The sequence below is a fragment of the Nisaea sp. genome, assembly GCF_040217065.1.
In the GTDB taxonomy this organism is placed as follows: domain Bacteria; phylum Pseudomonadota; class Alphaproteobacteria; order Thalassobaculales; family Thalassobaculaceae; genus Nisaea.
In genome coordinates this window covers 664873-676762 of sequence record NZ_JAVJNX010000004.1, presented here as the reverse complement: position 1 = coordinate 676762, position 11890 = coordinate 664873, and the positions used below count along the sequence as shown (strand labels likewise).

The window sequence follows — 11890 nt, the reverse complement described above, 5'->3', positions numbered from 1 at the left end:
AACCTGCCGAACCGGAGTTCGAGACAACATGAACCTGATCGCCTTCTTTGAAAGCGAGTTGACCGAGCATCTGGAAGTTGCGGCGGCCGTGCGGGCAACACTTGCAGGCCCGTTCGCGTCCCTCACCGAAAGCTGTGTGACCGCCCTGCAGGGCGGCGGCAAGATCCTGTTTTTTGGAAATGGCGGCAGCGCCTCGGATGCGCAGCATCTCGCCACCGAACTCACGGTTCGCTACATCAAGGATCGGCCCGCCATTGCGGCCATCGCGCTGACGACTGACGGTTCCGCGCTGACGGCGGCGGGTAACGATCTCGGATTTGACCGGCTTTTCGCCCGGCAGATCGAGGCACTCGGGCGACCGGGGGATGTCGCCATCGGCATCTCGACCTCCGGGCGTTCGCCGAATGTCATCGCGGGCCTGAAGATGGCGCGGGAAAAGGGCCTTGTCGCGGCCGGGCTGACCGGCCGTACTGGAGGCGATATGGTCGGTCTTGCGGACCCGTTGATCATGGTGCCGCATGAGGCGGCGGCCCGGATCCAGGAAATGCATATTACCATTGGCCAGGCGCTTTGCGGCGCCATCGAGATCCAGCTTGGCCTCGTGGAGGCGTAATGACGCACGATTCAGATCTTGCCGCCAAAGTCGAATCCCTCTCCGGGGTGCGCCTGCTCTGTGTCGGCGACGCCATGCTCGACCGGTTCGTCTATGGCTCGGTCGACCGGATTTCGCCTGAAGCACCGGTCCCGGTGCTGCGGATCGAGCGCGAGATCGCGATGCTTGGCGGGGCGGGAAACGTGGTGCGCAATCTTGTCGCCCTTGGCGCCGAGGCCTGCTTTGTTTCGGTGATCGGACGCGACGCTGCCGGACGGGAGCTGACCGGCCTGGTGGCAGGGGAGCCGGGGGTGGAAAGCCATCTGCTGACGGTTCCAGGCCGCGAGACGACGATCAAGATCCGCTATGTTGCCGGCGCGCACCAGCTGCTGCGGGCGGACCAGGAAAACGTGCACGCGATCGATGCTGGGCTCGAAGAGGATCTGGTGTCCCGGGCGGTTGCCGACCTCGAGCAGTCGTCGGCCCTGGTATTGTCCGACTATGGCAAGGGCCTGCTGACGGATTCCGTTCTGGGCGCGCTGATTTCGGCGGCCCGGGAAAAGGGCCGGCCCATCATCGTTGACCCGAAAGGCACGGATTACACGCGGTATCGCGGCGCCACGGCCATCACGCCGAACAGGCGGGAGCTGTCCGAGGCGAGCGGCATGCCGGTCGGATCGACAGAGGAAATCGTCGCCGCTGCCCGGCATATCATCGAGAGCGCCGGGATCGGTGCCGTGCTCGTCACCCGGAGCCAGGATGGCATGACCTATGTCTCCGGCGGTCCCGATGTCGCGCCGCTGCATTTCGAGGCGGTGGCGCGGGAAGTCTTCGACGTCTCGGGTGCAGGGGATACCGTGGTGGCGGTTCTGGCTGCCTGCCTCGGGCGGGGGCTGCCCGTGGCCGAGGGCATCGAACTGGCGAATGTCGCCGCCGGGATTGTCGTCGGCAAGATGGGAACCGCGGTGGCCTATGCTTCCGAACTCGCGGCCGCGTTCCGCGCCCATGACCTGCTGCAGGGCGAGGTCAAGGTCGCGTCGGCCGAGATGATCGCCAAGCGGGCCGAGGAGTGGCGCCGGCAGGGCCTGAAGGTGGGCTTTACCAACGGCTGTTTCGACCTGCTGCATCCGGGGCATATCTCCCTGATGCGTCAGGCCAAGGCCGCCTGCGACCGGTTGATCGTCGGTCTGAACAGCGATGCCTCCGTCGCGCGCCTGAAAGGGCCGACCCGTCCGGTGCAGTCGGAGGCCGCACGCGCCGCGGTGCTGGCGTCTCTTGCATCCGTGGACGGGGTCGCGATTTTCAGCGAGGACACGCCGCAGGACCTGATCGAGTTGATCCGGCCGGACGTGCTGGTGAAGGGCGCCGACTATACGGTCGCAACCGTAGTCGGGGCGGAATTTGTCCAGTCCTACGGCGGAAAAGTGGTGCTCGCCGGACTTGAGGACGGCCACAGCACGACGGCGACCATCGCCCGGATGAATGCAGGCCGGTAGATCCGGCGAAATTCTGATCCGACCCGTTGCTCTTCACGCCTATCGGAGCAAGAATGCCAAATCTGATTGCGCTCCCCGGTTCCGCCCGGAACCGTTCCGGGGACGCCAAAAAAAATCATAGGGAGAACCCGGATGGCATACGGTCTGGAAGAATTCTGTCGCGACAGTCATGACGTCTTGGCGCGCGACAACAGTCCCGCAGGCAGGGAAGCGGTTCGCAAGAACCTCGAAAAGCTGCTGACGAACGAGGATTTTGTCGAATCCTGTTGCGGTGCGGACGCCCCGGTCGGCGTGACCGAGCTCTATCGCGACGATGAGCTGGAATTCGTGGTGCTGGCCCATGTGAACGACAAGCCGCATGCCTCGCCGCCGCACGACCATGGCACCTCCTGGGCCATCTACGGCCAGGCCAAGGAATATACCGACATGAGCGAGTTCAGCCGGGCCGATGGCGGCGATGGCGACGGCGACGTGAAGATCGAGCATGTGAAGACCTACCGGCTCGCGCCGGGGCAGGCCGGCCTGTACGATGTGCGGGCCATTCACGCGATCGACTACCCGGCCCAGGCCTGCTTCGTGCGGGTCACCGGGCGGCCGCTGGAGAACGAGCCGCGGCTGCGCTACGACATGGAAGCGGGCAAAGCCGTCTTCATCGCGAACCGTTCCGCGAGCTGACAGCGTCTGCAAGCAGGTTCCCGAGATCCCGGGCCGCGCCCGCCGTCCCGACGACACTCGGGCGGGCGGCCCGGATACGGGCGACGATGTCCGCCCGTATCGCCGGATCGTTGGCGATTTCCGTGGCCTTGGCCGCATAGTCATCCCGTCCTGACGCGATGCAGTCCTCGATGCCCATCGTCCGGTAGAGCCCCGTGGTCATGCGCCCGCGCATGAAGCCGCTCGGCCAGGTGATCGCGGGCGTGCCGGCGGCAAATCCACCGAGCGTGGTGTTGCTGCCGCCGAAATGGATCGGATCCAGCATGACCTCGGCGGCACCGAGCAGGCGCATGTACCTGTCCTTCGGCAGGAACGGCACGAACCGGACCCGCTCCATCCCGGAGCCGAGCACCCTGGCAAGCCGGGTCTTCACCCGCTCGGTCCACGCACTGTTCGCGCCCTCGATCAGGCCGACGATGCCGTTCGGATCGGCGGCAAGAATGGCGCCGAGCCAGTGGTCGAATTCCGGATGCAGCTTGAACAGGTTTTGCGGGCAGAGATAAAGCGGCCGGTCGTCCGGCAGGCCGAAATCGGATTTTGCGCCGGCCGGCGGCGCGGGCTCGTCCCGGTAATTCATCGGAATGCTCGGACTGCGCACCAGACGTTCCGAATAATGCGCCTCCGCACCGTCGGGCTCGAAACAGTCCGGCGAGAGATAGGCGTCGATGGTGTCGATGCCGGTGGTCACCGGGTGGCCCCAGGTGACCCATTGCACCGGCGCCAGCCGCGTGTGGGCGAGGAAATAGGTGAACGGCTCCATGCCGATATCGGTATAGAGCAGCGCATCGAGGCGGCAGGCGCTTGCCAGCTCCGCCGCCTGGCCGATATCCGCCGGCAATTCCACGACCGCGTCGAACCCGGCCGCGATCGCCGCCGCCGCCGCGTCCCGCAGGCCGGCAGGGCGCAGCAGCGTGAGCGCGAACCGCGCCCGGTCGATCCCCGTCACCAGATCGCCGAACACCGCCCCGATTGTATGGCCGGCAAGGTGGGTCGAGCAGATTCCGAGGCGAATTTTGCGGCTCGCGGGCGGCGGCCCGTCATCGACGTGCGGGGCGGTGAAATTCAGCATCGGGCAGGTGCGCCGGTAGAAACGGCTGATGCCTTCCGCCAGATCCCGGTCGTTGCGGCCGTGATAGACGAGATAGAAATTGGCGGCGCCGATTTCGGTGAGCGGGTCCTTGAGCGTGATCCGTTCCGCCTCCGGAGAGTCCAGGAAGGCGGCGATCTTCTCCCGCGCGGCGTCGATCTGCCGCACATCCCTGGGAATAACAGGCAGGGCGAAGGCCCGGCGGACCGCGAAGGCGGGTTCCTGCGGAAAGCGTTCGGCTGCGTCCCTGTAGGTATCGAGCGCGGTCTCGTAGCGCCCGGCACCCAGCTGGGCGCTTGCCAGGTTGCGCATGATTTCGGCTTTTTCCGGCGCGGCGGCGAGGGCGTAGCGGTAGAGCGCGATGGCCTGCGCGCTGTCCTTTGCCGCCCGGAGCACGACGATGCCGAGATCGTTCAGCAGATCGGCGAGCGCCGGGCTGAGGATCAGGGCGCGCTTGAAGTCCCGGGCCGCGTTCGCCGTTCGGTCAAGCGCGCGGTATGCCTGGGCGCGGTTGGCGAAAGGTGTGTGAGAGGACGCCTGAAGGGTGATGGCCCGATCATACAAAGGCAGGGCCTCCGCGTTCCGGCCCTGCTCCTGCACGCCGAGGGCAAGATTGTAGAGCGGGGTAAAGTCGCCCGGCGCCAGGAGGCTTGCCCGTTTCAATGCGGCACCCGCTCCCTGCGGATCGCCGGCCTGCTTCTTCGCCGAGGAAAAGGCGCTCCAGAAAGCGGGGCTGCCGGACAGGCTGCCGGCCGCATCGGCCAGAACGGAAACTGCCTTGCCGGCCGCTCCGGAATCGATCAGGGCAAAGCCGAGATTGAGCCGGAAATCATGCCGTTCAGGGACGGCGGTCAGCGCCCGCCCGATCCCGGAGATGGCCGGTCCCGGCCGGCCGGCCTGCAGCATCGCGGTTCCGAGAAGGTGCCAGCTGTCTGCTTCGGCAGGTGCCGCGCAGAGCACGCGGCGATACCCGGTCACGGCCTCGGCGATTCGCCCGGCCTGGTGCAGACCGTGTGCAGCGATCAGCATTCCGCGAATCTGCACGCCGTTGTCTCCTTTTCCGTCACCAGCGCCCCGCTGCGCCTAAGGTCCTTGAATCGCTTATCATGTGCGCCTGCAGATGGCGATTCCCCATGACAGAGCGGATGACCATGGTAGGTTTCGCGGCGAGGGAGTGAAACATGCAAGAAGAGCTGATTTTTCCGCCGATATACCGGCCTCACCGGATTGACGAGGGGGGCCACGTCGCGGCGCTGGCGGCAGAGGCAGCGCGAAATGACGCCGACCCGGCGACCCTGTACTGGCTCGACAGCGCCGACATGATGTCCTGCGCCATCGTGCTGGCACCGGAGCAACCGCTTTCGGAATGTCTCGCCTCTGTTCATGTGGCGATGGTGGCGCTCGGAGACTGTCTCGGCGCACAGGTTCCGCCGCAGGTCGAGGTCATGTTCGGCTGGCCTGACAGGCTGATGGTGAATGGCGGCCTGGCGGGCGGCATCACCCTGACGGTCGATCCGGCTGCCTGGGACAATCTGGCCGGGGATCCCGTGCCGGAATGGGCCGTGCTTGCCGCCCATGTGGCCATGACGCCGCGGGAGAATGCGCCGGAGCCCGGCATGACCCGCCAGCGCACCACCCTGTTCGACGAAGGCTGTGGCGATCTGACGACCGGCGGGCTGCTTGAAAGCTTTTCGCGGCATTTCCTGCTCTGGTCCAACCGGTATGTCTCCGACGGGCTGCGGCCGATCGCGGATAACTGGCTGCCGCGTGCGGCAAAACGCGGAGAGCCGGTGGACCTCCGGTTCGGCGGCGGACACTGGAAAGGCACGCTTCTCGGCCTCGACGAGAAAGGCGGCCTTGTGCTCGGCGATACGAAAACACCACTGGTGCCGTTGACTGATGTGTTGCGCACGCCAACCTGGTCCTTCGATTGAAGCGGATAGACAGATGACAGTGATCGATCAATCGCGGGACTTCTGGGTAACCTCCGGCCATGTGTTGCTCGACCGGACGGTGGATGGCCGGCTTGCGGTCACGGATGATTTCCTGCGCGCGGTTTTTGCCAGGCCCGAAGTGGCGCCGGTACCGGAATCCTGCGCCACGGAGCGCAGCCTGCACGCGGCCCTGCTGGAGGATCCCCGCCGCCCGGTGAGCGACGTGGAGCTCAGTGCCTTCAGGGATCAGGACGGCCGGGAAAACTACCAGATCGTGCTCGGTTTTCGCGATGCCCTGCTGGCGGCGGACAGTCTCGAAGCCTTCTATCTCTCGACCTTCCTGTCCGGCGACGTCTCCATTCCGCCGCTGTTTCTCGACCAGATCGCCCATGTCGTCGCCCGCAACATGCTGCAGGGCGTGACCGACCCGATCCGGGTGCGCGCCGCCGAGCTGCTGTTTCGCAGCCAGCGGGTGACGCTGCAGGACGGGACCGTGATGTGCGCCGACGAGGAGATCGTGGACATGCACGCGGCGGGACAGGGACAGAGTTCTCTGGAGCGCCTGATCGCCGAGAACGACACGCCGCTGCGCTCCGTCGAGCTTGATGTGCTGACCGAGGAGAATGCGGCGATTTACTGGGACCGCAGCGACCGGTTCGACACCGTGCTCGATCTCACCTTCACCCGCCCCGGACTGGATGCGCTGTGCCGGGTTCTGGAAAGCTGGGCCGCCCATTTCCTCGGCGTCGAGGTCTCCGTGGCCCCGGTGCGCAGCATCACGGACGAGCGCTGGGTCTGGCATGTCGGCCTCGATGCGACCTCGACCGGCATCCTGAACGCGCTCTACAAGGGTGAGGAGGTGGATCAGGAGACCCTCGTCAACCTGATCGCCCTGTTCCGGCTCGAGTTCAGGCAGCCGGAAGCCATGCGGGCGGATATCGCGGGGCGTCCGGTCTATCTCGGTCTGGCCCAGGACGCGAAAGGCGTTCTGCGGATGAAGCCGCAGAACCTGCTTGTGAATCTGCCGCTCGCCGTACCCGTATGAGGGACGGAGCGTCTAACAGGAGGAAGAAATGAACGAAGATATTTTCAACATGAGCGTCCGCAAGTTCCTGAAGAAGGTCGGCGTGACCAGCCAGCGCGAGATCGAGACCGCGATCCGGGCTGCGATGCAGAGTGGCGCGCTGAAGCCCGGCGCTGCAGCGGAAGCCAAGGTGGTGCTTTCGATCCCGGCTGCGGGTCTCGAGGTCACCATCGACGGCACGATCGAGACCGAATAGGTCCGCAATGGCTGCCGAGCCCTTCATCGACAGCCGGCGGGCCCGTCTGGTCGCGGGGCTGGTCCTGGTCGTCGCCGTGTCCATGCTCGTCTATTTCCACCGCGCGGATCTCAGAACCCTCGCGGGTGGCCGCGCCGCACCAGAGACGCCGGCCACCCCCGAACTGGCGGCCTGCCTGTCGGAGCGCTACGGTTCTGTCGACCGGATGCTGGCCGATGGCGTCATTGATGACGTCAAGCACACCCTGTTCAGACAACGTGCCGCCGCCATGTGCCAGGACCGGTTCGGCGGCTGACGCCGCCGCCCGGTTCCCTGCGCGCCGGTTGCCGGCTCAGTGGATGCTTTCGTCATCGTCCGACACGGTGCCGTCGGTATAATCCTGCGTCGTGCGGACCATCGGGCGGGCGCCGCCACCCATCGGGTTGTCGGCTGCTTCGAACTGGTCCACCACCCGGCAATCCTCACACATCTGCAGGCGTTGGGCGGCTTCCGGTGTCGCGAACATCGAGTGTTTCTCCGCCAGGGTCTTGACGATCCGGTCGATCGTGCTTTTCGCCGCGAACGGCTTGTTGCAGCGGACACAGTGGAAGGGTTCCTCTTCCTTCATCACCACCGGTGATTTCGCGGCGGTCAGGAAGTTGATCCGTGGCTCCAGGGTGATGGCGCTTTCCGGGCAGGTGTTCCGGCACAGACCGCATTGCACGCAACTGCTTTCGACGAAGGAAAGCTGCGGCGATTCCGGGTTGTCGAGCAGGGCGCTGGCCGGGCAGGCACTGACACAGGCGAGGCAGAGGGTGCAGGCCTCGACATCGACAATCACCGCGCCGTAGGGCGCGCCGGGCGGCAGCGCAATTCTGTCAACCGGGGTCGGCGCGGCCAGCCTGAGCTGGGCGAGGGCGGTGTCCATGATCTCCCGCTTGCTGCCGAGCGGCAGGAAGAAACGCGGGCTGACACCGGACGACCGCTCCATCGACCAGAGCCGGGATTCGACCGCGTCCGGATCGGACTCGATCAGCAGTTCCACCCGGCCGCTGTCAAAACCGAGCCCGGTCAGGACGGTTTCGGCAAGTCCGATCTGGCCGGCCAGCCCGCCGATTTCCTCTTGCTTGCGCGGATGTGCGTGCAGCACCACCCGGCCGACGCCGAAGGCGAAGGCGGCCGCCAGGAAATCCAGACCGATCTGGGTCACCTGCGTCACCGCGAACGGGATCACGTGAGCGGGCAGGCCGCGCCCGAACCGGGCCGCCATATCGATCATCGCGGCGCCGTCGGCGGGATCATGCACGAAGAGCGCGGCATCGCGGCCGCCGGCATCGGCGTAGCTCTGCATCAGCACGGACAGCCGCTCGATCAGGGTTGTCGTCTGCGGGAAGGCATAATGCGCCGCGCCGGTCGGGCAGACGGAATTGCACGCGCCGCAGCCGCCGCAGATATAGGGATCGAAGGCGACAACGTCGCCATCCGAACTGATTGCGCCTGCCGGACAGACGTCGATGCAGCGCGAACAGCCGGTCTTGCGGCTGCGGGAATGGGCGCAGAGGTCTGGCTTGAAATCCACATAGCGCGGCTTTGCGAACTCGCCGACCATGTCCGATAGCTCGAACAGGGCCTTCTGCACGGCCACCGGGTCGCCCGGATCGGGGCGGAAATATCCGTCCCGTTTGTCGTGTCCGGTGAAAAGCGGCGTCTCCCCGGTCAGGTCAAGAATCAGATCGCATTTCGAGACCGCACCGTTCCGCGGCCGGTCGAAGGAAAAGGCGTCCCGGCTTGCCGGATTGGCGGGGGCGTAATCGTCGACACTGATCTCGAAGGCGCCGAGATGTCCCGCAGAACGGGTGATCCGGCCATGGAAGACCGGCACATCCATCAGCGCCGGCGGCACGATGCCGGCACTTTCCTTCAGCAGCAGGGTGACGTCGAGCCGGGCGGCAAGCTGTCGCGCAGCGTCCAGGGCTGATTGGTCCTTGCCGTAAACCAGGCAGATCCCGTCCGAGGACAAAGACACCTGCGTCGTCGGTGCGCCTGCGACAGAGGCCTCCGCGATCAGCGCCGCGATCTTCGGTCCGGCCTTCGCCGCCTCCTCGGACCAGCCGGCCCGCTCGCGGATATTGACGAAGGTCAGCGCCTCCTCATCCAGTCCGCCTTCCTGGCCGATTTCCCCGAACAGCGGCGCTTCCTGGGTGCAGCAGACGGTCAGGGGACCGCCTGCGGCTACCGCATCGCGAAAATTTCCGAGCTGGGATCGGCAGAGGGCGGAATGGATGAAGGGTGCCCCATCGCCTTGCGCAAGCGCGCCGGTAGCGGAATCCAAGGGCATGGTCTGATTGCAGTTGCAGACCAGCAGCCGCCCGTTTTCGGTGGCCATTATTTCTCTCTCCTAAACGCCCATTTTTGTTGGGTCTTTTCGGGGCGCTCTTTTGATACACATATTTGCAATACGGGACGGCTAGGGCAATGACCTCTGCCGGAGAATCCAAGGAGTGGAAATGGAACGCAGCCGGACCATCCCGGTTGGACTGGTGCTGGAGCGCCGGAAAATCGACAATCCCTGGCAGGATCATCGCTGGAATGCCGTTTCCGTGATTGTCGGTGCCCCGGACGTCGAGGAATGGACCTTGCTCGACAAGGGGCCCGGTTTCGAGCGGTATCACGCGGCCACAGTGCCGCTGACGCTGTATCGAAAGGAAACCGAATCCTACAAGGTGAACCTGTCCGGCCAGCCGTCGGTCTATGTCGTGATGCGGTCCGATGACGATCCGGACTCGCCTTATGAGGTGTATCCTTTCCTGGCCACGGCCTCTGCCTATGAGGCGCAGGATTATCTGGATTCAGGCGAGGAGATCGTCGAGAGCGTTGCGATGCCAGAAGGTCTGATCGCCTGGGTCCAGGATTTCTGTGACACCCATCATGAGGATGAGGTCTTCATCAAGCGCAAGCGCAGCGATCATCGCCGCGAGCAGGAGAAGTTCGCCCGCCGGCCCCGGGTCAGCGACGGTGGCCGCGCCGGATCGGGGAGGCGGCGCCTTGACTGACACCCGGGATGACGATGGCCGCGGTTTTCTCGCCCGCTGGTCGCAGCGCAAAGGTTCTGCCCGGATCGCCGAGACGGCGACACCCCGCGACAAGCGCGGCGGCGCGGCGCCGGTTCTGCCGGAAGAGGCGCCGGAGGATCAGCTTCCCGCCCTGGTCACAGGGGACGAGCGGCCGCTTTCCGAGGAAGAGCGGGAACTGGTCGACACCCTGCCGGATATCGAGGCGCTCGACGCGGACAGCGACTTCACGCCTTTCATGCAAAGCAAAGTCCCCGAATTTCTGCGCCGCCGTGCCCTGCAGGTCCTGTGGCGCAGCAATCCGGTGCTGGCGAATGTCGACGGGCTTGTCGATTACGGCGAAGATTTCACCGATGCCGCGCGGGTGATCGAAGGCATGCAGACGGCCTACCGGGTCGGCAAGGGCTTCATGACGGACGAGGAACTGGAAGAGACGCCGGACGAGGAAGCCGTCGACGGGGAAGACCTGCCAGAGGAGGAAGAGGAGGCGCGGCCACAGGTGGCGGCCGACGAGCCGGAAAAAGTCAGGACTCATGAACCGGATCACGATCCGGATGAGGAATGCGATGGCGACCAGGAGGACGGCAAAGTCGGTGACGGCGATCTCGAATAACCTGCCGCGTTATTCGCAGTGTGGAAAACCGCCTCTCACGTCACCGTGTCCATATGGACTTATGACGCGGGTGAGCGTACGTTAATTAATCTAAGAACGGCTCTAAAGTCGTTAGAAACGAAGCCTGTGATTCCCACTCGGATTACACGGGCACGCAAGGGAGAGTGGGTCGGTGACAGAAACCGCCCGGAGTCTGGTGTCGGAAGAAGACGCCGTCAGAGCGCACTGGTACGGGTTGCTCGCGCATTTTCTCGCGCGTCCGCCGAGTCAGGACAGCCTTGAGATCGCGCGTGGCCTTGAAGGCGACGACACGCCGCTCGGCAAGTCCGTCGCCGCCTTCGCGGCTGCGGCGCGGGTCGCGACCGTCGAGACGGCCGACGATGAATTCCACAACCTGTTCTACGGGGTCGGTCGCGGTGAACTTGTTCCGCACGGCTCCTTCTATCTGACGGGTTTCCTAAACGAAAAGCCCTTGTCGCAGCTGCGGGTTGATCTTGCGCAGCTTGGCGTTGCGCGTGCCGATGAGGTGAAGGAACCCGAGGATCATGTCGCCGCGCTCTGTGACGTGATGGCGGGGATGATTCGTGGCGATTTCGGTCCGGCCTGCCATCTTGAGCGCCAGGTCGAGTTTTTCGACCGGCATATGGCGCCGTGGGTTGTGAAGTTTTTCGAAGATCTTGAAGGCGCCAAGGCGTCCACTCTCTTCATGCCGCTTGGCGCTATCGGCCGCCAGTTCATGGAGATCGAGATCGAGTCGTTCCGGATGCTCGGCTAGGGCAACCGGAGGAATTTTTCCGCTGCCGGGCACGGGCCGGTGGCGGATCGACACTAGGGACCCGTGCGGAGCAGAACGGAGTTGGAGATGGCGAAAACAAAGAGTTCCACATCCACACGCCGTGATTTCCTTAAATTGTCGGGCATCGGCACTGCTGCCGGTGCCGCGGTAATTGCCGGGGTGCAGAAACCTGCCGAAGCCGCCGTGCGGCCCGAAAAGGTCAGCGCCGGCTACAGGGAAACCGCGCATGTGAAAACGGCCTACGCTCTGTCGCGCTTCTAGGAGCGGAACAGGGAGGGTCCTCTCACTTGGGAGGTCCCGGGGCGCCACATGCTGGGGCGCCTGCTGA

At 65.0% G+C, this 11890-nt stretch carries 13 protein-coding genes; 11 read left to right on the top strand and 2 right to left on the bottom strand.

The features are described 5' to 3' along the window. Positions 1-28: 28 nt before the first annotated feature. From RH950_RS04780 to RH950_RS04770, 3 genes are all read left to right on the top strand, one after another. Positions 29-613 (top strand): D-sedoheptulose 7-phosphate isomerase, encoded by a 585-nt coding sequence (locus RH950_RS04780; RefSeq protein ID WP_350054226.1) that lies wholly within the window; start codon positions 29-31, stop codon positions 611-613. Next, complete coding sequence (rfaE1, locus tag RH950_RS04775; RefSeq protein ID WP_350054224.1) at positions 613-2088, top strand: D-glycero-beta-D-manno-heptose-7-phosphate kinase; 1476 nt, start codon at positions 613-615, stop codon at positions 2086-2088. Before RH950_RS04780 ends, rfaE1 begins: the two co-directional genes overlap by 1 nt. 132 nt (positions 2089-2220) lie before the next feature. Beyond that, on the top strand, positions 2221-2763 hold the full coding sequence (locus RH950_RS04770) for a hypothetical protein (RefSeq protein WP_350054222.1): 543 nt from the start codon (positions 2221-2223) through the stop codon (positions 2761-2763). Here RH950_RS04770 and RH950_RS04765 read toward each other — a convergent pair. Next, on the bottom strand, positions 2738-4933 hold the full coding sequence (locus RH950_RS04765; RefSeq protein ID WP_350054220.1) for a tetratricopeptide repeat protein: 2196 nt from the start codon (positions 4931-4933) through the stop codon (positions 2738-2740). The genes RH950_RS04770 and RH950_RS04765 overlap by 26 nt on opposite strands. A gap of 137 nt (positions 4934-5070) precedes the next feature. Here RH950_RS04765 and RH950_RS04760 point away from each other — a divergent pair, with 137 nt between their 5' ends. Genes RH950_RS04760 through RH950_RS04745 form a run of 4 tightly spaced genes read left to right on the top strand, consistent with a single transcriptional unit; the run spans position 5071 to position 7398 of the window. Further along, on the top strand, positions 5071-5823 hold the full coding sequence (locus RH950_RS04760) for a biotin/lipoate--protein ligase family protein (RefSeq protein ID WP_350054218.1): 753 nt from the start codon (positions 5071-5073) through the stop codon (positions 5821-5823). 13 nt (positions 5824-5836) lie between these two features. Beyond that, positions 5837-6868, top strand: a complete 1032-nt coding sequence (locus tag RH950_RS04755) for a DUF6352 family protein (RefSeq protein ID WP_350054216.1) — start codon at positions 5837-5839, stop codon at positions 6866-6868. A gap of 28 nt (positions 6869-6896) precedes the next feature. Further along, the gene (locus RH950_RS04750) at positions 6897-7103 is read left to right on the top strand and encodes a DUF6494 family protein (protein WP_350054214.1); all 207 of its coding nucleotides are present in this window, start codon (positions 6897-6899) and stop codon (positions 7101-7103) included. 7 nt (positions 7104-7110) lie between these two features. Next, positions 7111-7398: a hypothetical protein gene (locus RH950_RS04745; protein ID WP_350054212.1), complete on the top strand. Its 288-nt coding sequence runs from the start codon at positions 7111-7113 to the stop codon at positions 7396-7398. Between the two features lie 36 nt (positions 7399-7434). On the opposite strand, the gene RH950_RS04740 is transcribed toward RH950_RS04745, so the two are convergent. Then, positions 7435-9468: a 4Fe-4S binding protein gene (locus tag RH950_RS04740; RefSeq protein ID WP_350054210.1), complete on the bottom strand. Its 2034-nt coding sequence runs from the start codon at positions 9466-9468 to the stop codon at positions 7435-7437. A gap of 121 nt (positions 9469-9589) precedes the next feature. Here RH950_RS04740 and RH950_RS04735 point away from each other — a divergent pair, with 121 nt between their 5' ends. The 4 genes from RH950_RS04735 to RH950_RS04720 all read left to right on the top strand — a co-directional run bounded on the left by RH950_RS04735 (position 9590) and on the right by RH950_RS04720 (position 11823). Beyond that, on the top strand, positions 9590-10135 hold the full coding sequence (locus RH950_RS04735) for a DUF3305 domain-containing protein (RefSeq protein WP_350054208.1): 546 nt from the start codon (positions 9590-9592) through the stop codon (positions 10133-10135). After that, positions 10128-10766 (top strand): DUF3306 domain-containing protein, encoded by a 639-nt coding sequence (locus RH950_RS04730; RefSeq protein ID WP_350054206.1) that lies wholly within the window; start codon positions 10128-10130, stop codon positions 10764-10766. The genes RH950_RS04735 and RH950_RS04730 overlap by 8 nt, the downstream gene beginning before the upstream one ends. A 172-nt stretch (positions 10767-10938) precedes the next feature. Next, the gene (locus RH950_RS04725) at positions 10939-11541 is read left to right on the top strand and encodes a TorD/DmsD family molecular chaperone (RefSeq protein ID WP_350054204.1); all 603 of its coding nucleotides are present in this window, start codon (positions 10939-10941) and stop codon (positions 11539-11541) included. An 87-nt stretch (positions 11542-11628) separates the two neighbouring features. After that, a complete protein-coding gene (locus tag RH950_RS04720) occupies positions 11629-11823 on the top strand; it encodes a twin-arginine translocation signal domain-containing protein (protein WP_350054202.1) in 195 nt (64 codons plus the stop codon). Positions 11824-11890 lie beyond the last annotated feature (67 nt).